This window comes from Gilliamella sp. B2969 (genome assembly GCF_026536195.1).
In the GTDB taxonomy this organism is placed as follows: domain Bacteria; phylum Pseudomonadota; class Gammaproteobacteria; order Enterobacterales; family Orbaceae; genus Gilliamella.
Map to the genome: position 1 here is coordinate 1 of NZ_JAFNOP010000016.1, position 27000 is coordinate 27000.

General features: G+C 34.8%; 25 protein-coding genes. 8 read left to right on the forward strand and 17 right to left on the reverse strand.

Annotated features, from left to right (window positions below; genetic code table 11):
- The first annotated feature begins 258 nt into the window (after nt 1-258).
- Nucleotides 259-681: an STY0301 family protein gene (locus J3U66_RS12150; RefSeq protein WP_267333832.1), complete on the forward strand. Its 423-nt coding sequence runs from the start codon at nt 259-261 to the stop codon at nt 679-681.
- 7 nt (nt 682-688) lie between these two features.
- On the opposite strand, the gene J3U66_RS12155 is transcribed toward J3U66_RS12150, so the two are convergent.
- From J3U66_RS12155 to murA, 6 genes are all read right to left on the reverse strand, one after another.
- On the reverse strand, nt 689-1759 hold the full coding sequence (locus J3U66_RS12155; RefSeq protein WP_267349139.1) for an acyltransferase: 1071 nt from the start codon (nt 1757-1759) through the stop codon (nt 689-691).
- A gap of 150 nt (nt 1760-1909) precedes the next feature.
- The gene (locus tag J3U66_RS12160) at nt 1910-2161 is read right to left on the reverse strand and encodes a GNAT family N-acetyltransferase (RefSeq protein WP_065634940.1); all 252 of its coding nucleotides are present in this window, start codon (nt 2159-2161) and stop codon (nt 1910-1912) included.
- Between the two features lie 295 nt (nt 2162-2456).
- Nucleotides 2457-3419, reverse strand: a complete 963-nt coding sequence (pfkA, locus tag J3U66_RS12165) for a 6-phosphofructokinase (RefSeq protein ID WP_267333834.1) — start codon at nt 3417-3419, stop codon at nt 2457-2459.
- A gap of 92 nt (nt 3420-3511) precedes the next feature.
- The gene (locus J3U66_RS12170; protein ID WP_267349141.1) at nt 3512-4408 is read right to left on the reverse strand and encodes a cation diffusion facilitator family transporter; all 897 of its coding nucleotides are present in this window, start codon (nt 4406-4408) and stop codon (nt 3512-3514) included.
- A 7-nt stretch (nt 4409-4415) separates the two neighbouring features.
- Nucleotides 4416-4991, reverse strand: a complete 576-nt coding sequence (gene yajL / locus J3U66_RS12175; protein WP_267344882.1) for a protein deglycase YajL — start codon at nt 4989-4991, stop codon at nt 4416-4418.
- A 54-nt stretch (nt 4992-5045) separates the two neighbouring features.
- On the reverse strand, nt 5046-6299 hold the full coding sequence (murA, locus tag J3U66_RS12180; RefSeq protein ID WP_267333837.1) for a UDP-N-acetylglucosamine 1-carboxyvinyltransferase: 1254 nt from the start codon (nt 6297-6299) through the stop codon (nt 5046-5048).
- Nucleotides 6300-6590: 291 nt separating this feature from the next.
- Between murA and J3U66_RS12185 the strand changes: the two genes are divergently transcribed.
- From J3U66_RS12185 to can, 4 genes are all read left to right on the forward strand, one after another.
- Nucleotides 6591-6788 (forward strand): YbdD/YjiX family protein, encoded by a 198-nt coding sequence (locus J3U66_RS12185; RefSeq protein WP_065577812.1) that lies wholly within the window; start codon nt 6591-6593, stop codon nt 6786-6788.
- 25 nt (nt 6789-6813) lie between these two features.
- The gene (locus J3U66_RS12190) at nt 6814-7854 is read left to right on the forward strand and encodes a CobW family GTP-binding protein (protein ID WP_267333838.1); all 1041 of its coding nucleotides are present in this window, start codon (nt 6814-6816) and stop codon (nt 7852-7854) included.
- A 171-nt stretch (nt 7855-8025) separates the two neighbouring features.
- Nucleotides 8026-9084 carry an FAD-binding protein gene (locus J3U66_RS12195; RefSeq protein ID WP_267349143.1) on the forward strand — a complete coding sequence of 353 codons (1059 nt, stop codon included), beginning with the start codon at nt 8026-8028 and terminating at the stop codon, nt 9082-9084.
- Nucleotides 9085-9151: 67 nt separating this feature from the next.
- Nucleotides 9152-9811 carry a carbonate dehydratase gene (gene can, locus J3U66_RS12200; RefSeq protein WP_065634946.1) on the forward strand — a complete coding sequence of 220 codons (660 nt, stop codon included), beginning with the start codon at nt 9152-9154 and terminating at the stop codon, nt 9809-9811.
- 12 nt (nt 9812-9823) lie between these two features.
- On the opposite strand, the gene nrdG is transcribed toward can, so the two are convergent.
- The 5 genes from nrdG to trxA all read right to left on the reverse strand — a co-directional run bounded on the left by nrdG (nt 9824) and on the right by trxA (nt 16356).
- Nucleotides 9824-10291: an anaerobic ribonucleoside-triphosphate reductase-activating protein gene (gene nrdG, locus J3U66_RS12205; protein ID WP_267349145.1), complete on the reverse strand. Its 468-nt coding sequence runs from the start codon at nt 10289-10291 to the stop codon at nt 9824-9826.
- Between the two features lie 16 nt (nt 10292-10307).
- Complete coding sequence (gene nrdD / locus J3U66_RS12210) at nt 10308-12443, reverse strand: anaerobic ribonucleoside-triphosphate reductase (RefSeq protein WP_267349146.1); 2136 nt, start codon at nt 12441-12443, stop codon at nt 10308-10310.
- A 379-nt stretch (nt 12444-12822) separates the two neighbouring features.
- Nucleotides 12823-14238, reverse strand: a complete 1416-nt coding sequence (gene gndA / locus J3U66_RS12215) for an NADP-dependent phosphogluconate dehydrogenase (RefSeq protein WP_267349147.1) — start codon at nt 14236-14238, stop codon at nt 12823-12825.
- A 163-nt stretch (nt 14239-14401) separates the two neighbouring features.
- The gene (gene rho, locus J3U66_RS12220) at nt 14402-15664 is read right to left on the reverse strand and encodes a transcription termination factor Rho (protein ID WP_065617994.1); all 1263 of its coding nucleotides are present in this window, start codon (nt 15662-15664) and stop codon (nt 14402-14404) included.
- A 365-nt stretch (nt 15665-16029) separates the two neighbouring features.
- Nucleotides 16030-16356: a thioredoxin TrxA gene (trxA, locus tag J3U66_RS12225; protein WP_267333842.1), complete on the reverse strand. Its 327-nt coding sequence runs from the start codon at nt 16354-16356 to the stop codon at nt 16030-16032.
- A 161-nt stretch (nt 16357-16517) separates the two neighbouring features.
- Here trxA and rhlB point away from each other — a divergent pair, with 161 nt between their 5' ends.
- Complete coding sequence (rhlB, locus tag J3U66_RS12230; RefSeq protein WP_267333843.1) at nt 16518-17747, forward strand: ATP-dependent RNA helicase RhlB; 1230 nt, start codon at nt 16518-16520, stop codon at nt 17745-17747.
- 103 nt (nt 17748-17850) lie between these two features.
- Here the strand turns inward: rhlB and J3U66_RS12235 are convergent, their stop codons facing one another.
- Nucleotides 17851-18465 carry a TfoX/Sxy family protein gene (locus J3U66_RS12235; protein ID WP_267344888.1) on the reverse strand — a complete coding sequence of 205 codons (615 nt, stop codon included), beginning with the start codon at nt 18463-18465 and terminating at the stop codon, nt 17851-17853.
- Nucleotides 18466-18805: 340 nt separating this feature from the next.
- Between J3U66_RS12235 and J3U66_RS12240 the strand changes: the two genes are divergently transcribed.
- Complete coding sequence (locus J3U66_RS12240) at nt 18806-19429, forward strand: hypothetical protein (RefSeq protein WP_267333845.1); 624 nt, start codon at nt 18806-18808, stop codon at nt 19427-19429.
- A gap of 6 nt (nt 19430-19435) precedes the next feature.
- Here J3U66_RS12240 and glnB read toward each other — a convergent pair whose 3' ends face one another.
- Together glnB and J3U66_RS12250 are read right to left on the reverse strand one after the other, a co-directional pair.
- Entirely contained in the window at nt 19436-19774 is a 339-nt protein-coding gene (gene glnB / locus J3U66_RS12245) for a nitrogen regulatory protein P-II (protein ID WP_025314493.1), read from the reverse strand.
- Nucleotides 19775-19776: 2 nt separating this feature from the next.
- Nucleotides 19777-21405 (reverse strand): NAD+ synthase, encoded by a 1629-nt coding sequence (locus J3U66_RS12250; protein WP_267349148.1) that lies wholly within the window; start codon nt 21403-21405, stop codon nt 19777-19779.
- A gap of 120 nt (nt 21406-21525) precedes the next feature.
- On the opposite strand from J3U66_RS12250, the gene aroB reads away from it, so the two are divergent.
- Entirely contained in the window at nt 21526-22605 is a 1080-nt protein-coding gene (aroB, locus tag J3U66_RS12255) for a 3-dehydroquinate synthase (protein ID WP_267333848.1), read from the forward strand.
- A 96-nt stretch (nt 22606-22701) separates the two neighbouring features.
- Here the strand turns inward: aroB and J3U66_RS12260 are convergent, their stop codons facing one another.
- Genes J3U66_RS12260 through J3U66_RS12270 form a run of 3 tightly spaced genes read right to left on the reverse strand, consistent with a single transcriptional unit; the run spans nt 22702 to nt 26991 of the window.
- Entirely contained in the window at nt 22702-23928 is a 1227-nt protein-coding gene (locus J3U66_RS12260) for an OFA family MFS transporter (RefSeq protein WP_267333849.1), read from the reverse strand.
- Nucleotides 23912-26368, reverse strand: coding sequence for a flavocytochrome c (locus tag J3U66_RS12265; RefSeq protein WP_267349149.1), 2457 nt, complete (start codon nt 26366-26368; stop codon nt 23912-23914). Before J3U66_RS12265 ends, J3U66_RS12260 begins: the two co-directional genes overlap by 17 nt.
- Nucleotides 26365-26991, reverse strand: coding sequence for an NADPH-dependent FMN reductase (locus tag J3U66_RS12270; RefSeq protein ID WP_065798237.1), 627 nt, complete (start codon nt 26989-26991; stop codon nt 26365-26367). The genes J3U66_RS12265 and J3U66_RS12270 overlap by 4 nt, the downstream gene beginning before the upstream one ends.
- Nucleotides 26992-27000 lie beyond the last annotated feature (9 nt).

Consider the following 27000-nt stretch of genomic DNA (forward strand, 5'->3'; position numbering starts at 1 on the left):
TAACGCCGTGTCAGTGGATGCGCATTATAGGCACTTAAAAAATTCCTGCAAGTGTTTATTGCTATTTTTTTTCTGTTTGTGTTTTATTTGCTCAATTTAATTGTTGTATAGACAATTATCGTAAAATAAATAAACATTAATAATGTTTATTAAAAAATAATTTATTACTTTAATATTAGTTTATTAACTTGAACAGGAATTAATATCCTCGTATTATCTGATAATAATAGAAAGCTTAATAAGATATTGGGTTAAACAATGAAGAAGTTTGTATTATTAACTACTGGTCTACTTTTTACGTTCAATAGTTATGCTGATGAAATGGTATTTGATTGTCCTGAAGTGGTTTATATTGATTCAGTTGTATTAGAGCATAATCGTCCTTTACCTTTTAATATCGATGTGAATGCTTTTACTAAACCAAAAGCACATCTAACTAGCATTAATCTTTATAATAATGATAAACCCATACCCTCTGAAAACAAGGGCAATAAAAACTATCATTGGAAAGATTTGAATTCTTATAATCAGGGATTTAATGATTGGATTTACTTCGTTTGCCAGTATGAAAATAGTATTCAATTAACCAAAAAAGCTATTTATGTTTCTGATTGCAAAGCACTTACTGTGCCGTCAAATAATAACAAATATCTCATAAGCGCTGAATTTCAATGCGAATAATTGAGGATTAGCGACTTCCCCCAATAAAAAATTTAGCTTTATCTTTGAAGATAAATTTTATTGCATTAGCTATAACAATACTAATAGATAATGTTAATACTAAAAAGCTAATTGCACCTAATGATGCGAGTTGACCATTATCAGTTTTAATGACATCTCCTATAGCTGAACTAATCACTTGCTGCTCAAGTTCTAATACGATAATTTCATGTATAAAATAAATTGGAAAGCTGATATTAGCCATGTAAGAGAAAAATTTATAAACTCGACCATCGTTGTTTTTATGATTTAGTGGATCCAATAAATAGAGCGCTAATATGAATAAAATAATTTTTTGCAATGTATCAAAATAAAGATTTTCAATACCCAATTGGCTAATATATCGATAAGCAAAGGGCACAAAAAAGCATAAACAGAAAAAGGATATAAACAAAAATATGTTATCTTTCACTGCCTTCATAATAGTTTGATAATTTTGCTTAATCATCATACCAATTAGATAAACCGGACCATAATGCAATAAATTTAAAATAGGCTGAGTAAAATCAGGTTTGGTAAAAATCACGACCCAAAACATAGACATTAAACCAGCAACAATTAAATTTTTATGTGACCACATATACAATAAAGGAGCCATTAAATAAATAATAATAATCATTGGCATAAACCATAACGGTAATAACTGTGTTCCAGTCAACATCATTTTAGTTATTGTGCTTAATATGCTAGGCTCTGTTGATGAAATCCACGGTAAATCAGATAAATATTGATAATGAAAAAACAGAAAACAAAAAATAGAGACTGAAATATATGGGCATACTACTGTTTTAAATTTCGATAAATAGTAAGTTTTAGTATTAAATTTATAAGTCAAATGTTGAAATAAAAATCCGGCAATGAGTACAAAAAATGTTGTGAAATTAAAGGCAAATAGATTTAAAAAAGAAAATAAGTAACTGTTTGCAATTAAATTACTATTTTTAAACACACCTAAACAGTGGCTAAAAACAATCATGATAATAGCAACACCACGTAAAACGTGGATTGAGTGAATTTTTTGTGATTTTGCAGATTCCATCTTAAATATCGAAATTCTACGTTTAGGAAATTGCTATACATTAGCACATATTCACTTAACTATAATTAAATTTGTAAAAAATAATAATCAAAATAAAACTTGACAGTATTTGATTCAAATTTTTTAGTTTATTTGAATATGGTTCCAGTATTATTTCATCAATTTTTTAGCTGCATAAGAACAGATAGGAATAATTTCACGTTGTTCTTGTTGCAATTTGGTCACAACCAAATTTAATAATTTATCTGCAATCCCTTTGCCACGATATTCAGGATCAATATAAGTATGATTAATTGTTGCTTTATTTTGACCAACTCTAGTAAACGTCATTTCTGCTATTTGCTTATTGTTAGCATCACAAACATAGAAACGCTCATGATCTTCTAAATAATTTAATGCCATTATTTATCTCCCCTCTTCAATAATTAATTACTTATAATTGATAATAATAATGAAATGAAACTTTATTGAAGCATTTATCAATGCTAATGACTAAAGTGGTGCATAAACCAGTTAATTTGCACTTTTGTAAAGACTATTATTTAAGAATAACGAACTAACTTAATTTTATCAGCTGATAACTAAGAACTTCAATGAAAAAAGTGAATACTTATTTGGTTAAATTATTACCAATAAGCATTCACCTAAATTGTTTTATTTTCATAACACTATTAATCGTGCGGGATCAAACTCACCGCTAGAAAAGACGTTTTGCTGTATTATAAAGATCCATATCAAATGGTCGTTTCATATTGTTAATTGCATCAATAATATCATGATGAACTAACTTACCATTTTGCACACCGACACTTCTACCTGCATGCCCTTCTAGAAGTAATTGAACGGCATATGCACCCATACGTGAGCCAAGTATACGATCATAAGGAACAGGACTTCCACCACGTTGCACATGTCCTAAAACAGTAGCACGAGTTTCATGATCTACCGCATCTTCAATGTCTTTAGCTAGCTGATTAACATCACACATATGCTCAGTGACAGTGACAATGGCATGTCTCTTACCTTTAGCAAAGCCTAATTTAATTTCTTCAATCAAATCTTCTTTAGTATAAGAAACCTCAGGAATGATCATGAACTCACACCCGCCAGCTACCGCTGCATTTAAGGTTAGATCACCACAATCGCGCCCCATGATTTCAATAACTGAAATTCGATGATGTGATGAACAAGTGTCACGCAGTCTATCAATAGCTTCAACCGCTGTACTTAACGCAGTGAAATAACCAATAGTATAATCAGTACCACGAATATCGTTATCGATAGTACCCGGTAAACCGATACATGGAAAACCTTCTTCGGTTAAACGCATGGCGCCCATATAAGAACCATCACCACCAATAACTACTAATGCATCAATACCGTGTTTTTTTAAATTCTCGATACCTTTTTTTCTAACTTCTTTATCTTTAAACTCAGGAAATCTAGCCGAACCCAAGAAAGTACCGCCACGAGTGATAATATCGGAAACACTATAACGATCAAGTTGAGATATGCGATCCTCACACAGCCCTAAATAACCATCATAAACACCATAAACATCTAAACCTTCTGTTAACGCAGTTCTAACTACTCCTCGAATAGCAGCATTCATTCCCGGAGCATCACCACCACTCGTTAAAATACCTATTTTTTTTATCATACAAAATAACTCCAACTAATTAAATTTTAACTATTATAGAGTTTAAACAGATATCTAACAATAGATGATAAAAGCTATTTTGCTGAAATTGTCTACTGCATCATTTCGATAGGTACAACAGAAATAGGATCTTGATGGATAATAACAGTTGCCGGTGAGAACTCTTCTGAAATACGTTTTTCAACACTATCGGCAATAGCATGGGCTTGAATTAAAGGCATATCATCATCTAGCTCAAGATGTAATTGAATAAATTTTAATGGTCCGGCTTGTCTGGTTTTAAGATCATGAAAACCACGCACATCGGGATAGGCAGCAATAATTTCAGCAATTTTGACATTATCACTATCCGGTAAAGCGCGATCAAGTAAATCTTGAATAGCATTATAAGCTATTTGATAAGCGCTATAGCAAATATATAAAGCAATAAAGAAAGCAAAAAAAGCATCAGCATAAGCCACGCCATACCAACTTAAAGCTAAGGCAAATATGACAGCAATATTCATTAACATATCCGAAGAATAATGCAACATATCAGCTTCAATTGCTTTACTTCTTGTCAATTTTATGACGTACTTTTGATATAAGACTAAAAATGCAGTTATGACAGTCGATATAATTGAGATAATGATACCGAGTAAAGGAACCTGAATTTCACTAGGCGAAATAACTGATTTTACACTCGACAACAATACAATTGTTGCCGACCCTATAATAAAAGTACTTTGTGCTAAAGCAGCTAGTGATTCAGCTTTACCATGTCCAAAAGTATGATCATCATCTGCCGGCTTTAACGCATAACGAACCAAAAAAAAATTCAATCCTGAAGCAAGCAAATCAATACTTGAATCTAATAAAGATGCCAACAAACTTATTGATCCTGTAAGCCAACAAGTTAGCAGTTTTATTATGATCAAAACAATAGAAATTAAAACAGCACTAAGTGTCGCGCGTTTTACTAACTTTTCATACAAATGTGAATTTGACATTTGATACCTATTGATAGCATTCAATACCTGATGGTAGAACAAGTTGCTGTGCAACTTCAGCGGCTTTTTTACGACCGAGTAAAACATCAATAATTTTTAGCGCAAAATCAATCGATGTGGCAGGACCTTGACTGGTAATCACGTTATTTTTTTGATCAAAATAAACTCTTTCATCTTTCCAAAGTTGAAAGGCATCTTTCGTTGTTGGGTACCCAGTCATATAAGCGTTAGGAAATAAATGATGATGCTGTAAAACCATTGCTGGTGAAGCACAGATTGCAGCAACGATATTTCCAGCTTGATGGGTTTGCTGTAGTTTTTCAATAAGCGCAGGACAATCACGAAAATTTTCTGCGCCTTTTAATCCACCAGGTAAAATAACAACATCAAAATTAAGTTCTTTAACTTCAAGCCAAGTTTTTTGAGCTAAAATAGTCACCCCTCTTGAGCAATGCACTTCTCTATCCTGCGAAATACTTGCGGTGGCAACATTAATACCCGCTCGGGTTAAAAGGTCAATTGTTGTTACAGCTTCTGTTTCTTCACAACCATTTGATAAACAGACCAAAGCTTGTTTTGTCACGATTACACTCCTTTATCACCTTACGTTGTATTTACAAGTATTTTAAGTTAAAAACTACTTAATTCTTTCAATATTAGCGCCTAATTTTCTAAGCTTATCTTCAATATTATCATAACCACGATCTATGTGATAAATACGATCAACCAATGTCGAACCTTCAGCAATACAACCGGCTAAAACCAAACTAGCTGAAGCGCGTAAATCAGTTGCCATAACTTGGGCACCACTTAGTTTATCAACTCCATGCGTGATTAAAGTGTTACCTTCAATCTCGGCTCTAGCCCCCATTCGAATAAGTTCAGGAACATGCATAAATCGATTTTCAAAAATTGTTTCTTTAATAATTCCTGTACCTTGAGCAACCATATTAAGTAAAGAGAATTGAGCTTGCATATCAGTTGGAAACCCAGGATAAGGAGCAGTATGGATATTAACTGCATTAAGCTGTTTACCTTGCATATCTAGACAAATCCAGTCATCGCCAGTTTGGATATCAGCGCCCGCTTCTTTTAGTTTAGATAATACAGCATCGAGCAATTTTGGATCTGTTTTACGACAGGTAATTTTACCTTTTGATATCGCTGCTGCAACCAAAAAGGTACCGGTTTCGATGCGATCTGAAACCACTTCATGTACGCCGCCGCCTAATCGCTCTACGCCTTCTATCTCAATACGCACGGTACCAGCACCCGAGATTTTAGCACCTAACGTATTTAAAAATTTAGCAGTATCAACAATTTCAGGCTCACAGGCAGCATTTTCGATTATCGTTTTCCCTTCCGCTAATGTTGCTGCTGACATAATAGTCACAGTAGCACCAACACTAACTTTATCCATTACAATATGTGCGCCTTTTAATCGACCATCGACAGTTGCTTTAACATAACCCTCGTCAAGAGAAATTGTTGCCCCTAGTTGTTGCAAGCCAATAATATGTAAATCAACAGGTCGAGCACCAATAGCACATCCCCCAGGTAAAGATACTTGACCATGACCAAATCGAGCAACTAATGGGCCTAATGCCCAAATGGATGCGCGCATAGTTTTGACTAGCTCATAAGGTGCGCAATAATTATTAACTTGCCCTGCATCTAAATGAATCGAGCCATTGCGGGTACATTTCACACCTAACTGACTGAGTAATTCTAACGTTGTATCAATATCTTTTAACTTAGGAATATTTTGAATTTCGACGGGTTTTTCAGCTAAAATTGCAGCAAATAAAATAGGTAGGGCTGCATTTTTAGCCCCAGAAATCACAACTTCACCATTTAAAGAAGTTGGACCAGTAAGGTGAAACTTTTCCATTATAGACTCTTATTAGAATTAAATTGCCCGATATTATAAAAGTTATTTACTCATAGATAAATCAATTTATTGAAACCTTTTTTAAAACATCACCACTTGAATTTAATCAATCAAAATTAAAATTGCTTTTAAGCTTTTATAGCATTGTATAAATTAGTATTAATCAGCAATTGACTCAAACAAATTAGCACTTTATAGTGAATCAACAGTAATTCGTGATTTATGTGTCACAGATTATAATGAAGAAATAAGATCTACTTATCAATATCTTTAGCTAATAAGAGATAAAATATGTTTGATTCAATCGCCAAAGCAGGAAAATATCTAGGCCAAGCAGCTAAACTTATGGTCGGTATTCCAGATTATGATACTTATGTTCAACATATGAAACTTACCCACCCAGAACAAACGCCTATGACTTATGAAGAGTTTTTTAAAGAAAGGCAAGATGCACGTTACGGTGGTAAAGGCGGATTCAAATGTTGCTAGTTGCTAAATAGTAAAGAATGAAGAAATGACAATACAAACCAGTTCCCCATCAATACCTGTCACTTTATTAACTGGATTTTTAGGTTCAGGTAAAACCACATTAATTAATCATTTGTTAGCACAGAATCCTAACGAAAAAATAATTATTATCGAAAATGAGTTTGGCCCGATAAACGTTGATAGCCATCTGCTAAATGTAACAACCGACATTAAAATTGTTGAAATGACTAATGGATGCATCTGTTGTACAGTACAAGGAGAGCTAACCGATGCCTTATACCAATTACACGATCAGCGCATAGCAGGAGAGTTATTATTTGATCGATTAATAATTGAAACAACTGGACTTGCCGATCCTGCACCAATTATTCAACTATTTTTTATTGATGATTTGATTCGTCAAAGCTTTCAACTTGATGCAATTATTACTTTAGTCGATGCCCAGCATATCTTACAGCATCTTGATGAGCATCGCGTCACGCTTTCACAAATTGGGTTTGCAGATCGCATTATTGTGACTAAAACTGACTGCATTAGTAATTCAGAAAAATTAAAAGTGATTAATCGAATTAACAACATCAACCATAAAGCCACAATCATTGAAGCCGTAAACGGGCAAATACCTAAATCGCAGTGGATTGATATACATGCTTTTGATCTAACGGATGATCTAAGTATTCATAAAGGCTATTTTGTCATTAATCCCGCCAAAAAATTTATGGCCGATTTCACTGTTCTGCCTCGACAAAAGCAAACTCAATCATGGAATGATGATATTTGCTCTTATCTTTTTGAAGCAGGTGAGCTTGATATCAAAAAAATTGGTTCTTTTATGGAAAATTTAGTCGAGCAATACGGCAATGACATGCTACGATACAAAGGTGTACTTGCTATCAAAAATAATCCACAACGCTTAATTGTTCAAGGTGTCCACAAAGTCGTTGGCTTTGATTATGGTTCACCCTGGCAAGATTCTGCAGAAAAACTATCACGTTTAGTCATAATTAGCCGAACTTTACCCTTTGAAGAATTAAACCAAGCTTTTTTGACAACCGTTGCCAGTTAAAAATAGCCAATTTTAACTTAGCTATATGGGATTATATATCCATATAGCTTAATAAATACTATGTCAACGATACCTAAGTTATCCTATTCTCGTCCTTGATTAGCCACATTTCACTTTAAATGTGATAATATAACATTAGTCAAAAATTGATAGGGCAAATAACATAATTTTATGGATTACGATATTGCAATTATTGGTCTAGGGCCTGCCGGTAGTACGTTGGCACGATTACTTAGTCCTTCATTTAAAATTATTGCACTAGACAAAAAAAACCAAACAGGTCATGATGGCTTTCATAAACCATGTGGTGGATTACTGGCAAATGATGCGCAAAAATCTTTTGTCAGACAAAAATTAAACATACCTGCTGACATTTTAACCGATCCACAAATATTTAGCGTTAAAACCATCGATTTACAAACTCAACTAGTTCGTAATTATCAACGCAGCTATATCAGCTTTGATCGACATAAGTTTGATCTATGGCTAAAGTCACTCATTCCCGAAACCGTTACTGTTTTACATAATACGTTATGCAAAGAAGTAAGAAGAATCATTGATGGATACCAAGTCACTTATATTGATGAAAATAATAGAGAACAAAAATTCACTGCTCAATATGTCGTAGGTGCTGATGGGGCTAATTCCATTGTAAGGCGAATGCGTTACCCTAAACATTCCATTAGACAATATGTCGCTATTCAGCAATGGTTTGCCGAAAAACATACTACACCTTTTTACTCTTGCATTTTTGACAACAATTTAACTAACTGTTATGCATGGAGTATGTCTAAAGATGGTTACTTTATTTTAGGTGGAGCCTTTGCGAAAAAAGAAGCAAATCAACATTTCGAAAAATTAAAACAAAAATTAACGCAACAAGGTTTTATTTTTAGTGATTTAGTCAAAACTGAAAAATGCCTCGTTATCTATCCAAATCGTTTACGTGATTTTTACACGGGCAATGAGAACATATTTTTAATCGGTGAAGCGGCTGGTTTTATTAGTGCAAGTTCTTTGGAAGGAATTAGCTATGCACTCGATAGCGCTGAGATTCTAAGTAAAATATTAAATAGCGGCCAAGCAAAACCCAATAAACTGTATTACCAAAAAACACTACTATTACGTCTAAAATTATACAGCAAAATTATCAAGGCCAAAATTTTAACCACACCAATGTGGCGAAAATTAATAATGAAAAGTAAAATCCAACACATTGAAACCAATTAAATAATATAAAGTTTATTTTCAAAAATAATACAATCTTATAATAATGAAATATTAAAGGAATAGATGAATGGTAAATGTAAACGATTTAATTCGTTTTAATCACGAGTGGTCAGAAAAAATTGAGCAAGAAGATCCCGAATTTTTTAAACAACTAGCAATTGCCCAAAATCCTAAATTTTTATGGATCGGCTGTTCTGATAGCCGGGTTCCTGCCGAAAAACTGATTAAATTGCAACCTGGTGAATTATTTGTCCATCGAAATGTAGGTAATTTAGTCATTCATACCGATCTCAATTGTTTATCTGTCGTCCAATATGCCGTTGATGTACTTAAAATTGAAGATATTATTGTCTGTGGCCATTTAGGATGTGGTGGAATACGCTCAGCTGTTGAAAACCCAGATTTAGGTTTAATTAACAATTGGCTTCTACATATTCGAGATTTATGGTTTCGATATAGCTCACTTATTGGTGAATTTCCAGCGCATATTCGCCTAGATATTTTATGTGAACTCAACGTCATTGAGCAAGTTTATAATTTAGGTCACTCAACCATTATTCAATCGGCATGGCAGCGCGGTCAAAAAGTTAATTTGCACGGATGGGTTTATGGTATTGATAATGGTAAAATTACTGACTTACACATCACCTCGTCTAGCAGTGAAAATCTAGAAATTAATTATCGTGAAGCGATTTCTTATCTTTTAAACTTACACAAATCGCAATAATGGCAAATAATTTTATTGTTTAAATCGATGTATGATTTGATTGCTGCTTCCTCGCCATAACAGCCGAGGATCAGCAAGTTCTTGAATAAATTTACCATCAATCAATACATCAATATAAGGCACTACTACTTGTTGTTCGGCGGTTAATTCATCAAGTTTATACCCTGTCCAAAGCCAAATATCTTTGTTTATACATTCTGATTTAACCCGTTGAACTAATTTTAATATAGCTGGAACATTTTGTGGATGCAAAGGATCACCACCAGAAAGCGATAATCCTTGGCGTTTAATCTCTGTGTCTTGCAGATCTTTGATAATTTGATCTTCAAGCGATTGTGTAAAAGGTACGCCTGAATTGATTCCCCATGTACTTTTGTTATAACAACCAGGACACTGATGTACGCAACCTGCGACAAACAATACACAGCGCGTACCTTCACCATTTACAACATCTACAGGATAATAACGATGATAATTCATAACTATTTGATTAACATTATCCAATTTGACCATTGTTCAAATGTTTAACTCGTCGTTTTACTTCCTCTTGTTTACCGGCATTAAATGGACGGGCATCAGGACTACCTAAATAGCCACAAACTCGGCGAGTAACAGAGACTTTTGACGAATCATGATTACCACAACTAGGACAAACAAAACCTTTACTTGTACACGAAAATTCACCGGTATAACCACACTCATAGCACTCATCAATCGGGGTGTTAGTACCATAATAAGGAACTCGACTATAACTATAATCCCAGACATCCTCTAATGCTTTAACATTATTAATCATGTTAGGATATTCACCATAACAAATGAATCCGCCATTAGCTACTTCAGGATAAGGCTTTTCAAATTCTATTTTTTCGTATGGATTAACTTTCTTCTCTACATCTAAATGAAAACTATTTGTATAATAACCTTTGTCTGTTACCCCTGGAATAACACCAAATTCAGCCGTATCAAGTCGACAAAAACGATCACACAGGTTTTCGCTTGGCGTACTATACAAACTAAATCCATAACCCGTTTCAGCTTTCCACTGTTCCACAGCTTGTCGTAAACGTTGAACAATAGCTACGCCTTTTTCGCGTAATGTATCATTATCAAATGGATGCGTTTTATTTCCATAAAGTGCATTTAATGTTTCGTGAATACCAATATAGCCTAAAGAAATCGAAGCTCGACCATTTTTGAATATTTCACAAACACTATCATCTTCTTTTAATCTCACACCACAAGCCCCTTCCATATATAAAATAGGCGCGACGCGAGCTTTTACCCCTTCAAGACGAGCAATACGTGTCATTAAGGCTTCTTTACATAACTCTAAACGCTTATCTAAAATCTGCCAGAAACGAGATTCATCACCTTGCGCTTCAATGGCAATACGCGGCAGATTCAAACTAATCACGCCAAGATTATTACGGCCATCGTGAATTTGCTGACCATCTTCTTCGTAAACACCTAAAAAGCTTCGACATCCCATTGGAGTTTTAAATGATCCGGTGACTTCAACCACTTTATCGTAATTCAAGATATCAGGATACATACGCTTACTTGCGCACTCTAACGCTAGCGCTTTAATATCGTAATTAATATCACCTTGTTTGTGATTAATACCATCTTTAATGGCAAACACCAATTTTGGGAAAACTGCTGTTTTATGATTTTTACCTAAACCCTTAATGCGAACTTTTAGAATAGATTCTTGAATTAAACGTGATTCCCAACTTGTTCCTAAACCAAAACCAAAAGTAACAAAAGGAGTTTGGCCATTAGCAGTATGTAAAGTATTAACTTCATACTCTAAAGATTGAAACGCATCATAACACTCTTTTTGAGTACGGCTTTCTGCATATGCCTCTGGATTAGGTATATCCCACTCTTGAGCGATTTGTTTATGTTTTTGATAACTAATGGTAACAAATTTCGCTAGCACTTCATCGATACGATTAATAGTTGTACCACCATAAATATGGCTCGCAACTTGTGCAATTATTTGTGCGGTGACCGCTGTCGCTGTTGCAATCGACTTTGGTGGCTCAATTTCAGCGTTACCCATTTTAAAGCCATTGGTCAACATACCATCTAAATCAATTAACATACAGTTAAACATAGGAAAAAATGGTGCATAATCTAAATCATGATAATGAATCTCGCCACAATCATGAGCGCGTGATATTTCTTTTGGTAATAAATATTGTTTAGCATAATGCCTTGCTACAATACCGGCTAACAAATCGCGTTGTGTTGGAATAACTTTACTATCTTTATTAGCATTTTCATTCAAAATTGCAACATTACTCTGTTCAATTAAGCCGCGAATATCTTGAGTCAAACGACTACGTTGGTCTCGCGCTCGGTCACGATCATGTCGATATTCAATATAAGTCCTTGCCAGTTTTTTATAAGGTCCTGACATTAACTGATTTTCAACCGCATTTTGAATTTCGTTAATATCAACACTTTCACGTTCTGTCATTTGATTAGTCACAACGCGAGCAACAGCAGCACAATAATCAGGATCATTCACATTAGCAGCAACAGCTGCTTTAACTATGGCATCTTTAATCCGACCTTCATTAAATGCGGTTTGACAACCATCACGTTTGATGACTACGGGCATATATACTCCTCAATATTCATGGTTTATTAGCGGTTAATGGGTCATATATCAATGTTAATACTCATTATAATTATCGGGATTTCTTAAATCTTTATTAGAATATTAGACTTAATTTGATATACGCCGGAATTTTCACATCGCTTGACTGATACTATATATAGTAAATATATTATGATTATACACCATATATTGTGTTTTTCTACAATTTAAAAAAAATAAAATTGCTTGACAAGCCTAAGATTAATGCACGCAACGGTTTTTATTTTTAATAATAGAAATGAGCTTAATAAAGCGGGGCGGATTCAAAGAATTTTTTAGTTAGAGCGGAAGGTATACTTACACTCTAACTAAAAAATAGATGTAACAGTATTACGACCAATTACGATTCAATATTTAACCAATCAGTGTGAAATACACCTTCTTTGTCTAAACGTTTATAGGTATGCGCACCAAAATAATCTCGTTGTGCTTGAATTAAATTCGCTGGTAAAACAGGCGAACGATAACTATCGTAATAAGCAATAGCAGCAGAAAGCGTTGGCACTGCAATACCTTGTTGAACGGCTAAACAAATCACATCACGTAATGCTTGCTGATAAGCTTGAGCTGTTTGAGAAAAATAAGGTGTTAATAACAAATTATCTATATCATTATTGTCTGCGTAAGCATCAGTAATTTTTTGTAAAAATTGTGCACGAATAATGCATCCTGCTCTAAATATTTTAGCAATTTCACCAAAATTTAACTGCCAATTATAATGAGTTGATGCAGCTTTGAGTTGTGCAAAACCTTGAGCATAAGAGATAATTTTTCCCATATAAAGTGCTTTGCGAACCTTCTCAATTAATTCTTTTTTATCACCAGTATAAGTCACTTGTTGTGGCCCTTTTAAAACTTTTGCCGCAGCAACACGCTGATCTTTAATAGCCGAAATGTAACGGGCAAATACTGATTCAGTAATCAATGATAAAGGCTCACCTAAATCTAATGCACTTTGACTGGTCCATTTACCGGTTCCTTTATTACCTGCTGCATCTAAAATCACATCTATCAGATATTGACCTTGTTCATCCTTATATTTAAAAATATCAGCAGTAATTTCAATTAAATAACTATTTAACTCGCCCTTATTCCAGTCAGTAAACACACTTGATAATTGCTCATTATCTAATCCGACCACATGTTTTAATACTGAATAGCTTTCAGCAATTAGCTGCATATCACCATACTCAATACCATTGTGAGCCATTTTCACATAATGGCCTGCGCCATCAGGTCCAATATAAGTAACACATGGCTCACCGTCAGCTTTGGCAGCGATTTTCTCTAATATTGGTGCAACTAAATCATAGGCTTCTTTTTGACCACCAGGCATAATAGATGGTCCTTTAAGTGCTCCTTCCTCACCACCAGAAACACCAGTACCAATAAAATTAAAACCCTCATCTGAAAGCATTTTATTGCGACGGATGGTATCTTCAAAATAAGCGTTACCACCATCAATAATAATGTCGCCTTTATCTAACAGGGGGCGTAGCTCATCAATTACGGCATCCGTTCCTTTACCTGCTTGTACCATTATCAGAATACGGCGCGGTTTTTCTAATGAAGCAACAAAATCTTCAATCGTAAAATGGGGAACCAATTGTTTATCGGGATGTTCAGCCATCACTTGCTCGGTTTTATCTTTAGAGCGATTATAAATCGCGACAGTATATCCACGGCTTTCAATATTAAGAGCAAGATTTCGCCCCATTACTGCCATTCCAATAACACCGATTTGTTGTTTAGACATGATTTGGCTCCTTTATATAATCTCACATGACCTTGATAATAAGGTTTTTACAACTTAAAACTTAAACGGGTTTTATAAATTATCTTATATTTTGCCATAAAAAAACCGTATCAAGATATAATACGGCTATTTTATTTTTGACTAAGCTAATTGATTCCCAAAATCATGAGCGTTTCATCATTTCAAAAAACTCGTCATTGGTTTTGGTCATCGCTAATTTATCAATTAAAAATTCCATCGCATCAATTTCACCCATTGGGTTTAAGATCTTACGTAGAATCCACATTTTTTGTAGTTCATCAGGCGAAGTCATTAAATCTTCTTTACGTGTACCTGAACGATTAAAATCAATAGCAGGGAAAACACGACGCTCAGCAATCTTACGAGATAAGTGTACTTCCATATTACCGGTACCTTTAAACTCCTCGTAAATAACTTCGTCCATTTTTGAACCGGTATCAATTAATGCTGTTGCAATAATGGTTAAGCTACCACCCTCTTCTACATTACGTGCTGCACCAAAAAAGCGTTTAGGGCGATGTAAAGCATTTGCATCCACACCACCTGTTAATACTTTGCCCGATGAAGGAATAACAGTATTGTAAGCACGCGCCAAACGAGTAATTGAGTCTAATAGAATAATCACATCTTTTTTATGTTCAACTAAACGTTTTGCTCGTTCAATTACCATTTCCGCAACTTGAACATGTCTTGCTGCTGGTTCATCAAAAGTTGAAGCAACCACTTCACCTTTAACTAAACGTTGCATCTCGGTAACTTCTTCAGGACGTTCATCAATCATCAAGACAACTAACTCACATTCAGGATGATTTACCGCTAAACTTTGTGCGATATTTTGCAGAAGCATGGTTTTACCTGCTTTCGGTGGAGCAACAATCAAACCACGTTGACCTTTACCGATAGGTGATGCTAAATCAAGTACTCTTGCTGTGATATCTTCTGTTGAACCATTACCTCGTTCCATACGTAATCGAGAATTTGGGTGAAGCGGAGTTAAGTTTTCAAAGAGGATTTTATTGCGGGCATCTTCAGGTTTATCATGATTAACTTCATTAACTTTTAATAAAGCAAAATAACGTTCACCTTCTTTAGGCGGTCTTATTTTACCGGCAATTGTATCACCCGTCCGCAAGTTAAATCGTCTGATTTGACTAGGTGAAACATAAATATCATCAGGACCCGCTAAATACGAACTATCAGCAGAACGTAAAAAGCCAAATCCATCTTGCAAAATTTCAAGCACACCGTCACCAAAGATATCTTCACCACTTTTGGCATGCTGTTTTAAAATAGCAAAAATAATGTCTTGTTTTCTAAGGCGAGCAAGATTTTCAAGACCCATTGTTTTTTCGCCAAGCGTTACAAGCTCGGAAACAGAAGTGTTTTTTAATTCAGTTAAATTCATAATTTTAAAAATTCTTGAGGATAAAATTGATATGTTTGCAATTACTGCTATTTTTGTATATTTCTTTCATTTATTAATAAAAAAATCTCTTTCTTACAATATACAAACGCAATGAATTACTAAGTTTTCAATGATAATTATGCGTTTAAATATAGACTGTTCACCCACTTAATCAATAAAAACAATGGATTGCAGAAAGGAGCTTTCGTAAGAAGTTAGCAATTTACACTAAAAAAGGTAGTCTGTCTATATTTAATTATGTTATTGAAAATAACAACGCACTTGATTTAAGCAGTAATAAGCGTAATTTTTATTACGCTTATTACTGTTTTTTATTGATTTTGTGAGGGCAGCAATCACAACTATTACAGTTGTGCTTCAATAAAACTTTTCAATTGGGCTTTAGATAACGCGCCAACTTGTGTTGAAACAACTTCACCATTTTTGAAAATGAGTAATGTAGGAATGCCACGAATACCAAACTTAGGTGCTATATTAGGATTTTCTTCAACATTTAGTTTAGCAATAACGATACGATCACTATATTCTTGAGCTATTTCTTCTAAAATAGGCGCAACCATTTTACAAGGACCACACCATTCAGCCCAAAAATCAACTAGTACGGGTTTAGTTGCTTCGTTAATGGTTTTCTCAAAACTTGCTTCAGTTAACGCAACAATATTATGACTCATTTTATTATCTCCAATAATAATATAATTTTTATGGTTTTAAATGTTAAAATATTTTCAAAGCACGCGCTAGTAATTATTATAATAGGAGATAATTATTAGTGATGTCAGTATGACTAATATGTTATAATTAAAAAACTTTGATAATTAACTTTGAAACCATAATGATTCAATCCTATCTCACCAAAACGACTTTTAGTCAGTTTCCTTTACATCCATTAGTACTAAAAGCCCTTGATCAAAATGGCTTTACTTATTGTACGCCAATTCAAGAAAAGACGTTACCGTTAACCACAAAAGGAATTGATATTGCTGGGCAGGGACAAACAGGGACAGGAAAAACCATCGCGTTTTTAGCCTCAACGTTTAATTATTTATTGAATCATCAACCATTACCTGATCATCAAACCAACCAACCTCGAGCAATCATTATCGCGCCAACGCGCGAACTCGTTGTGCAAATCTATCATGATGCTCAAGTATTATCAGAACAGACAGGTCTAAAACTAGGTTTAGCATTTGGTGGTGATGGTTATGATAAACAATTAAAAATGTTATCAGCTGGCGTCGATATTCTCATCGCAACGACAGGTCGTTTGATCGATTATGCTAAACAAAATTATATAAATCTTGAGTCAATACAAGTTGTTGTTTTAGATGAAGCTGACCGTATGTTTGACTTAGGATTTATTCGGGATGTTCGTTGGATTTTTAGACACATGACGCCACCACAAAAACGATTAACTATGCTATTTTCTGCAACACTCACGCATAATGTCCGTGAATTAGCATTTGAGCATATGAATAATCCACAATATGTTGAAGTGGAACCAGAACAAAAAATTGGTCATCGTATAAAAGAAGAACTATTTTTCCCATCGAATGAAGATAAATTAGCGCTGTTACAAACACTAATAGAAGAAGAGTGGCCAGATCGCTGTATTGTGTTTGCCAATACCAAAGTTGCGTGTGAAAAAATATGGCGCCATTTAGTTGCAGATGGCCATCGAGTTGGATTATTAACTGGTGATATTGCACAAAAGAAACGTTTATCGATTCTTGAACAATTTACGCAAGGCGATTTAGATATTTTAGTGGCAACAGATGTGGCTGCGCGAGGTTTACATATTCCTCATGTAACACATGTTTTTAATTACGACTTACCCGATGACTGTGATGATTACAGACATAGAATCGGGCGTACTGGTCGTGCTGGTGCAGAAGGTTATTCTATTTCACTTGCTTGTGAACGTTACTCACAAAATTTACCCGCTATCGAAAAAGCGATTGATCATGCTATTCCTGTTAGCCAATACGATCCAACAGCACTATTAACGAATTTACCTACACCAAAGCCATTTAAACGAACATCACGTCGTAGAACGTCTTCATAACAATATTTACAAAAAAACAGTTATCCTAACATGAATTGATTTCAGGATAACTGTTATTTTCATGGTTGACTGATAGTCATAATAATAGATAAAAGTTTACAACTTAATTATCCGATATATTGTCTAAAAAATCTTGATATGCAACTTCAATATCAGTTTTTGTCGATTTAGATAATACTTCTACATGGCAATAATTTAATGCACTATATAAAACAAATAGAACATTGTCCGAAATAGTCGATTTTATACTCTTAATTCGGTAAAAAGCCTCCAGATAACCAACTTTATTAAATATTTCTATATTGGTTATACCAACGCTAAATAATAGTTTTTCCAAAGATAAGTTGATATTAGGTAAAGTCTTAATTTGCTGATTTTTTAATTGAATTTTCTCACTATGTTCTAAAATAGCATATTCAATGACCATTTTGACCATAGCGTGAAGCTTATTAGGATGTTTTAACAATTCATCACTCACTTTATAATAATCAAGTGATTTTCTAGACATTGCGGTTGGTAGTGTTAATGTGGGCATATCCAAATCAATAAAAACTGAACGATAGTGATCATGCCCCCTTAAATATAGCTCACCTTTACCAATCCATCCAAACATGACTCCTTTGCTATTGATACTAAATCCACCAAAAAATGTTTTGATTGAAATATCCTCAAAGCAAGAAAAATCTTCTAGTATTTTATTTGCAAATGTTGAACTCATAATTTATTTCCATTTAAAATTAATTGACTGAATAACATAAACAACTTACTGCTCAAATAAAATTATAGTAATTTTTCTAATACTCAAACTATTTTTCAAATAAATTCATCATTTTGGGATCAGTCTTCCATAAATAAAGATAAATAAGATTATTGCTTGATAAAATATATAATTATATTGTTAGATTTACTCAATACCTTTAATAAAGGTTAAGTATTCACCAATCTTAATAATTCTTTAAAAAAGAAAAGGGGGATTAACATTGTTATTATTCTTTAAAAATTATACAATCAAGGCAACTTAACTTAATAATTTTTATTTTTTGTCAACTCCAACCAACATGATCAAAAGCGTTATTACAGTAATACTAATAGTTTGTTCTTTTGTCGCATCAGCCGATAAATTACCATTAATAGAGTCATTATCTCTCTGTAATACCAATTTTTTCAAAGCTATATATGATAATAAAGATGAGTTACTAAAAGTAACAAATGTCAATGTAATCAATAATAATCAGGCCTTTATTCCCGTTGAAAATCGCAGTGACACTAATAAAAATTATGTTTATTTTCAAACCCCTATCCACTATAACAATCTAACAATTAAAGGTTATTATGATAGTGCGATGGATTTAGGCAAAATAGGAAAATATTATTTTTGGGGTTTTATTATTGATAACGATATAAATCAAATAAAAGAGACATTAAATTTTATCAATTGGAAAGATATGGAAGATGACTTACTGTACATCGCCAATCCAATGATTCGTAACATTAATGATGATGTTCATGTATGGAAAGAAAACACCGGTACTGTAGTTGGTGTAAAAACAATTCCAGCACCGGATACAACAGAAAAATTACTCTTAATTGAAAAAGGCACAAATATGAATCTGCTTATTTGTTCTATGCAGGGCATTGTGACTAATGAATTACTCAAACAAGAGCGACCTGATATCAAATAATCTCAATTAAATTGCAGAATCATCCATCTCACCAGTACGAATACGAATAACTTGTTCTACATTATAGACAAAAATTTTACCGTCACCAATTTTGCCTGTTTGCGCTGTTTTCATAATGGTTTCAATGCACATTTCTAAAATATCATCTGATACAACCAGTTCGATTTTTACTTTGGGTAAAAAGTCCACCATATATTCAGCGCCACGATAAAGCTCAGTATGGCCTTTTTGACGACCAAAGCCTTTAACCTCAGTCACGGTCATCCCCGTAATACCTTGATCAGCTAGTGCCTCACGAATATCATCTAGTTTAAATGGTTTGATGATAGCTTCTATTTTTTTCATATCTATTTGCCCTTAATTGCCGATGGCCAATTGTTAAATCCAAAAGCAGAAGTAATTGGATAGCGTCTGCCTTTTCCAAAGTTGCGCGTTGTAATTTTAGGACCGACAGCTGCTTGACGTCTTTTATATTCATTTATATCAACCAGTTTAATTACCTGTCTTATGGTTTGCTCTTCATACCCTTGTGACTTAAGTTGTAAAACGGTAAGATCTTGCTCAACATAACCTTTTAATATGCCATCCAAAATTTCATATGGCGGTAAACTGTCTTCATCTTTCTGATCGGGTGCAAGCTCCGCTGAAGGTGGACGAGTAATAACTCTGTCAGGAATAACATAAGAACGTGTATTGCGGAATTGAGATAATGCAAACACCATCGTTTTAGGCACATCTTTAAGTACGTCAAACCCACCTGCCATATCACCATAAAGCGTTGCATAACCAACCGACATTTCACTTTTATTGCCAGTAGTTAAAACCAGTCTTCGACGTTTGTTAGAAAGTGCCATTAAAATAACACCTCGACAACGTGCTTGCAGATTTTCTTCGGTAGTATCTTTTTGTGTTCCTGCAAATAAGGGAGTTAATGAAGACATAAATGCATCAAACATCGGTTCAATCGAGATAATATCAAATTCAACACCTAATATTTCAGCCTCTTCTTTAGCATCAGCAATACTAATATCGGCCGTATATCGAAATGGCATCATAACAGCTTGTACTTTATCTTTACCGAGTGCATCAACGGCAATAGCAAGCGTCAAAGCAGAATCGATCCCACCAGATAGTCCCAATACCGCCCCTTGAAAACCATTTTTAGTAATATAATCACGGGTTGCCAAAACTAATGCATCATATACCGATGCTAATTGAGATTGTTCTGTTATCTCAACTTGTTGAGATGGGTAATTAGAAGAAAACGCAAAAAAGGCGACTTGCTCTTGAAAGGATTTCAATTGGCAAATGATATCGCCATGCTCATTACATACAAAAGAATCACCGTCAAATATCAGCTCATCTTGCCCCCCTACCTGATTAACATAAATAATCGGTAATTGAGTACGAGTAGCATGTGCTTTAATTAAATCTTGTCGTTGTTTTTGTTTTTGATAATCATAAGGTGAAGCATTGATAGTGATGACAAAATCAGCTTGTGCTTGTTTGATATCATCAATAGGTTGATTTTGCCAAAGATCTTCACAAATTAATAAGCCTATTTTTTGACCTTTAAATTGCACTACACAAGTTTGTGTTCCAGCAGTAAAGTAACGTTTTTCATCAAATACATCATAATTAGGAAGCAACTGTTTATGATAACTTGATAACAATTTTCCTTCGGCAAAAAACGAAAGTGAGTTATAAATTTTATCACCTTGCCAATCTGGATGACCAACAATCACAGCACATTTTGTGCTAGCTTGTTGGATATTTGATAATGCTTTTTGGCAACGTTGTTTAAAATCTGAACGAAAGATAAGATCTTCAGGTGGATAACCACATAACGCTAATTCTGAAAAGATAATAAGATCACAAGATACATGGCTATTGATTAATTCAATAATTTTTTGAGCATTGCCTTCTATATCGCCTACGCGCCAATTTTTTTGAGCTAAAACAAGAGATATTGACATATTAAATTTAATATTACTAAACAAAATTGGCGATAAGTTTAAATGATTCTAAGTTGCACTGCTACTTTTTTATCGCTAACATGCAACAATAAATTAGCTTTGACTTGTCTGGGTATTATTATGCAAAAAATTTTAAATGTGGCGCTAGCAAAACGTAGTTATCCTATTACTATTGGCGAAAATCTTTTAACTCAATTTAAACATTTCAAACTCCAGCCAGGTCAACGTGTATTAATCGCAACCAATGACACCATTGCTCCACTATATTTACAAACTTTAATTCATATGCTTGAAGACAACGGTATAAAAACTGATTCTGTCATTTTGCCTGATGGTGAACAATATAAAACCATGGAAACATGGAATAAAATTCTTACCGCTTTGCTTGCCAATAATCATACGCGCAATTCCAGACTAATTGCATTAGGTGGTGGTGTTATTGGTGATGTCGCTGGATTTGCGGCATCAGCGTATCAACGAGGAATTAAATTTATACAGGTGCCCACAACTTTACTTTCGCAAGTGGACTCGTCTGTTGGTGGTAAAACCGCCATTAATCACCCTCTTGGTAAAAATATGATTGGCGCATTTTATCAACCTCAATCAGTGGTTATCGATCTCAATTGTTTAAAAACGTTACCACAGCGTGAATTATCAGCAGGTCTGGCCGAAGTCATAAAATATGGCATTATTATGGATGCTGATTTTTTTAATTGGTTAGAATTGCACATTGACCAGTTACTTAAATTAGATGTCGAAGCACTCAGTTATTGCATTTATCGCTGCTGCGAACTCAAAGCACAGGTAGTTGCGGCCGACGAAACTGAACAAGATATGCGTGCAATTTTAAATCTGGGTCATACTTATGGTCATGCCATCGAAGCAGAATTAGGTTATGGTAATTGGTTACATGGTGAGGCTGTCAGTGTTGGTATGTTGATGGCTGCTCAAACAGCTAAACTGTTGGGTAAATTTACAACCGCTGATATTGATCGTATTAAAACACTGCTTATTAGAGCAAAACTTCCAGTTACCCGGCCATCTCAAATGACAAGTGATGCTTATATTCCTCACATGTTACGCGATAAAAAAGTTTTATCAGGCAAACTCAGGCTGGTTATTCCGACACAAATTGGACAAGTTGAAGTGCTTGATGGCATTGATAAAAACATCGTCCTTGAGTCGATAGAACGAACATAATAATGTATATAATAGTGAATTATTAGATTGGTAGTTAAGTATACAAAATAAGGAGCACAGAAATCTGGCTCCTTTAGCTTAAATGCGAACTTATTATTAATTGTTCGATTGTCTTTGTTTAGTAAATTTATAAATCATGTTTAACACTAAGCCAACAAAGGCTACAGCGATCGCAATATAAAATGCGTAAGTATAACTGCCATTATTATTGATAAGGATATCCGCCGTTAATTTTGGTGCAAAAAATGCCGCTGAAGAATAACCCACAAAAATAATACCGTAGTTAACACCTTGGTGAATCGGTCCATAATTTTCCATAACCATTGGTGGGAACACGCCCATCACACCACCAAAGCATAAACCAAGCGCGATAATTCCTATTGCAAATCCTGCTTGTGTTGGAATAAATAAAAATGCCATAAAAGCCAAAATAATTACCGAAAAGATAATATCTAATGTTCGATTACGACCAAGTTTATCCGATACCGTTCCCCAAACAACTCGCCCAGCACAATTACTTAATGAATATAAACTGACATAAAATGCTGCTGCCACAGAAGATAGCCCAAACATGTTTTGCCCAATACTCGATGCATTCGAAGCTATCATCAACCCAGAAAATGCACCAGTACCTAACATAAAAAATATGAGGTAAAAATATGGCGTTTGTAGCATTTGTTGCCAATTTTTGTTAACAATAGGCGCATTTTGTTGGCTGTGTGCTTGAGTCCAACCTTGCGGTTGATAATTAGCGGGTGCTACCTTTATAAAGAAACTGGCAACAATAACCACAGCTATATAGGTACAACCTAGAATTTGGAAAGCATATAGCACATCAAAACGCTCAATCAAATGGTTACCGATTGGTGCTGATATAATTGCAGCGCCCCCCATACCTGCTGTAATGATACCTGAAGCGAGACCTTTTTTATCAGGAAATAATTTAATGGTATTACTTAAACAGCCCGAATAAGCAAGCCCTTGACCAAAGCCACTTAATAAGCCATAAGTCACATAAAGCATTAGTGGACTGGTCACATAACCCGTCAGAAAAAAGCCTAGTCCAAACAGCAAACCACCTAAAACACTAGACCATTTAGCTAATCCTCTATCCGTTAAAAAGCCACCTAAAATCATAGGAATTGGGCCAACAGCTGAATTAATAGCAAACGCTGTCATCACCTCTGACATACTCCAATTTTTAGCGGCACTTAAAGGACCGGCAAAAACACTAAAAGCATAAATCGCACCAGTACAAAGCAAGATTGATGTTGATGCTATCAGTACAAGCCATCGATTGAGATTTCTAGTTTGTTGTTCCATGTCCAGACTCCATTCTTGACTTGATATCTTTCAAAGCAGTTTTTCCCGCAATTCGTCCAAAGGTAAAAATATCGGTTAGTGAATTACCACCCAATCTATTACCCGCATGGATACCCCCTGCTACTTCTCCTGCCGCATATAAGCCAGAAATTTTTTGTCCTAATTTATCCAAAACATGGGTTTGTGTATCGATTTTTAGTCCACCCATTGTATGATGCACCGCTGGTTTTCTTGGTGTTGCATAAAATGGAGCGACTTCTACTTTCAAATCAAATACATCTTTACCAAATTCAGGATCATACCCAGCATCAGCATACGCATTATAGTTGGCAATCGTTTGTTTAAAAATATCAGCATCCATTCCCAGTTTTTCGGCCAATTCTTCTAAAGTGTCTGCACAAAATAGCGTACCAGCCGCAATTTGCTTATCAATTTTTTCTTGTGATGTGTTGTAAGCCGTCTTTTTGATTTCTTCATCAGCTATTAAATAAAATAATCCACCATTATCAATAGCGGCTTGTGTAAGTTTGTCTCGGCTGCCATATTCATTAACAAAACGTTTTCCTTGTTTGTTAACCATAATGAAATTTTGTGGTGGAACTTGTAACCCACTAAATAATGCCCCAGTCTCTGGGTCAGAAACAGGCATCATTTGTGAAAAGCCCATACCAACCAGATCCGCACCAACACTTTGTCCTAACAAAATACCATCACCAGTGATTGCCGGAGAATTAGAGGTTTTAATATTGTCATCAATTTCAGTCCAATAAGTGTTATACTCTTTGAGCATTTTGGTATTAGCACCAAAACCACCCGATGCCAAAATGACAGCATCGGCTTTAACGGTAACTTTTTTACCATTTAAACCTTGTCCAATTACCCCAGACACATGCCCATCTTCAACAATTAACGATTTAACAGCCGTATCGGTTATGATAATTCCTCCCTTATCTTCTACATATTTTTGCAATGCAGAAACATAAGCATAACCTTCACTTTTTAACGGTTTATGACCTCGACGCCATAAAGCCCCTACTGGCATAGTGACATCATGTTTATCAAATTCAACACCAATATTTTCAAGCCATTTAACCGATTCTAGCGCCTCATCAGTCAAGATTTTAACCAGATCATATTGTCCATAAATTACATTTCCTAATTGGTCGGTACGCTTACCGCCAAGATAGGTTTGAATACGATGAAGTAGTGCCGAATCAAATAGGTAACCGGTTTTGCCTTTATTTTCTGATAAATAATCATTAATTTGCTGTTTTAAGCTTCTAAAATCTTGCAAATATTCAGGATCAATCACGGACTCATCAATTGCTACTATTTCAGATAAAGTATGGCTTTCGCCCGCGATAGCATCGAAAGTATTTTGCCATTTAGGATTGGCGGCATTCATTGGACCACCAGTACGGACAGTATTCCCACCAACGGCTGGAAATTTTTCAACAACGACAACGCGCTTGCCTTCTTGTAAAATACTTGCCGCGGCTGATAATCCTGCACCACCAGCACCAACCACAACGACATCTGTTACATATTGCGCATCACTATTATCAAGCGCGCTTGGTGCTTTTGGTCTTTTCCTTAATACATCAGGATTAGCACCTGCCATTTTAATGGCTTTTGCCACACCATCAATAACACCATTACTTGTAACCGATGCACCAGAAATCAAATCGACATTCAGTGTCTGACCTTCAAGGATTTGAGATGGAATACGTTTAAACACAACGTCAGCAATACCTTCTGACTCGCCTTCGGTATCAATATCAATCGATTCAATGCGGTCAGTTGATAAAGTAACAACCATAGGTAAATCGCCATTATGACCCGGTGCTGTTACACAATATTTACCTGGTTCATACGAGATTTCTTCCGGCACATTAAGTAAATTGACAACTTGAGTAAATCGCAAAAAACGTAAAAAACAGCTTTCTAAAAAATCGACTGTTCGTTCTGATTTAAGATTACCTTGCTCATCAAAAGCTTGATGGGCTCGACCCAGTAAAAATTCAGAGCCCGGCATAACTGTTGCATTAACCCCTGGCGCATCAAGGATTTGACGTAAATGTAATTGTGCTCGAGAAGAGCCTTGTACATCATAAGATGCACCAACAATCATAACCGGTTTACCATCAAACGGATGCAAATTAAATGACAACCATTCAATGATACTTTTTAAGGCTGATGGAATTGAGTGATTATGCTCTGGCGTGGCAAGAATAACACCATCTGCTTGAATAATTTTATTATTAAAATTCTGAATGATAGGACTATTAGATTGGTCATCTGACTCATTAAACATTGGAACATCAGTCAACTCTAATATTTCAATTTCGGCTTTATGACTAAAATGTTTTTGCATAAATTGCAATAACATGCGGTTATAAGATTCTTGAGCATTTGTTCCTACTATACCAATAAATTTCATAACGATGCTCCTTCTTCTGCGGCCTGTTTCCAACTAAATTTTTTATTTTGATCTGTATTAATTTTTGCTGTTTTGAGTAATTGATTAGTAATGGACACAAATAATAAAAATTCATCAAAGCATTCATCTAACTCTTTGACTTTATCAGCATAAACAAGATTACCTTGATCATCAAAAGCCTGTAACGACTGCCCTAATAAAAACTCCGAGCTTGGCATAATTCGTGCTTTTAATTCTGGCGCATCCAAAATTTGGCGTAAATGAGCCTGTGCCCTTGATGACCCCAACATACCATGTGAAGCACCGACAATCATTACACATTTATTAATCAGAGGGCGGGTAGTATAAGACAACCACTCAATAACACTTTTCAACGCAGCGGTAATGGAATGATCATATTCGGGAGTAGCAATAATCACACCATCTGCGGCTAGTATTTTATCTGATAGCTCTTTTACTGCTGCTGGCGGAGTTTTATCCTTAGGTTCATTAAATGCTGGTAATGATTTAATTTCACAGACCTCAATTTCTGCTTTCTCGGCAAAATGCGTTCGCATAAAATGCAGTAATTTTCTATTAGTAGAACGATCAGAATTCGTTCCGACTATAGCAACAAATTTCACTTTAAAACC

What these genes read in the sequence shown, in the direction of transcription:
- J3U66_RS12150 (WP_267333832.1), top strand. Translation starts at nt 259, where the DNA reads ATGAAGAAGTTTGTATTATTAACTACTGGTCTACTTTTTACGTTCAAT.
- J3U66_RS12155 (WP_267349139.1), bottom strand. Translation starts at nt 1,759, where the DNA reads ATGGAATCTGCAAAATCACAAAAAATTCACTCAATCCACGTTTTACGT.
- J3U66_RS12160 (WP_065634940.1), bottom strand. Translation starts at nt 2,161, where the DNA reads ATGGCATTAAATTATTTAGAAGATCATGAGCGTTTCTATGTTTGTGAT.
- pfkA (WP_267333834.1), bottom strand. Translation starts at nt 3,419, where the DNA reads ATGATAAAAAAAATAGGTATTTTAACGAGTGGTGGTGATGCTCCGGGA.
- J3U66_RS12170 (WP_267349141.1), bottom strand. Translation starts at nt 4,408, where the DNA reads ATGTCAAATTCACATTTGTATGAAAAGTTAGTAAAACGCGCGACACTT.
- murA (WP_267333837.1), bottom strand. Translation starts at nt 6,299, where the DNA reads ATGGAAAAGTTTCACCTTACTGGTCCAACTTCTTTAAATGGTGAAGTT.
- J3U66_RS12185 (WP_065577812.1), top strand. Translation starts at nt 6,591, where the DNA reads ATGTTTGATTCAATCGCCAAAGCAGGAAAATATCTAGGCCAAGCAGCT.
- J3U66_RS12190 (WP_267333838.1), top strand. Translation starts at nt 6,814, where the DNA reads ATGACAATACAAACCAGTTCCCCATCAATACCTGTCACTTTATTAACT.
- J3U66_RS12195 (WP_267349143.1), top strand. Translation starts at nt 8,026, where the DNA reads ATGGATTACGATATTGCAATTATTGGTCTAGGGCCTGCCGGTAGTACG.
- can (WP_065634946.1), top strand. Translation starts at nt 9,152, where the DNA reads ATGGTAAATGTAAACGATTTAATTCGTTTTAATCACGAGTGGTCAGAA.
- nrdG (WP_267349145.1), bottom strand. Translation starts at nt 10,291, where the DNA reads ATGAATTATCATCGTTATTATCCTGTAGATGTTGTAAATGGTGAAGGT.
- nrdD (WP_267349146.1), bottom strand. Translation starts at nt 12,443, where the DNA reads ATGCCCGTAGTCATCAAACGTGATGGTTGTCAAACCGCATTTAATGAA.
- gndA (WP_267349147.1), bottom strand. Translation starts at nt 14,238, where the DNA reads ATGTCTAAACAACAAATCGGTGTTATTGGAATGGCAGTAATGGGGCGA.
- rho (WP_065617994.1), bottom strand. Translation starts at nt 15,664, where the DNA reads ATGAATTTAACTGAATTAAAAAACACTTCTGTTTCCGAGCTTGTAACG.
- trxA (WP_267333842.1), bottom strand. Translation starts at nt 16,356, where the DNA reads ATGAGTCATAATATTGTTGCGTTAACTGAAGCAAGTTTTGAGAAAACC.
- rhlB (WP_267333843.1), top strand. Translation starts at nt 16,518, where the DNA reads ATGATTCAATCCTATCTCACCAAAACGACTTTTAGTCAGTTTCCTTTA.
- J3U66_RS12235 (WP_267344888.1), bottom strand. Translation starts at nt 18,465, where the DNA reads ATGAGTTCAACATTTGCAAATAAAATACTAGAAGATTTTTCTTGCTTT.
- J3U66_RS12240 (WP_267333845.1), top strand. Translation starts at nt 18,806, where the DNA reads ATGATCAAAAGCGTTATTACAGTAATACTAATAGTTTGTTCTTTTGTC.
- glnB (WP_025314493.1), bottom strand. Translation starts at nt 19,774, where the DNA reads ATGAAAAAAATAGAAGCTATCATCAAACCATTTAAACTAGATGATATT.
- J3U66_RS12250 (WP_267349148.1), bottom strand. Translation starts at nt 21,405, where the DNA reads ATGTCAATATCTCTTGTTTTAGCTCAAAAAAATTGGCGCGTAGGCGAT.
- aroB (WP_267333848.1), top strand. Translation starts at nt 21,526, where the DNA reads ATGCAAAAAATTTTAAATGTGGCGCTAGCAAAACGTAGTTATCCTATT.
- J3U66_RS12260 (WP_267333849.1), bottom strand. Translation starts at nt 23,928, where the DNA reads ATGGAACAACAAACTAGAAATCTCAATCGATGGCTTGTACTGATAGCA.
- J3U66_RS12265 (WP_267349149.1), bottom strand. Translation starts at nt 26,368, where the DNA reads ATGAAATTTATTGGTATAGTAGGAACAAATGCTCAAGAATCTTATAAC.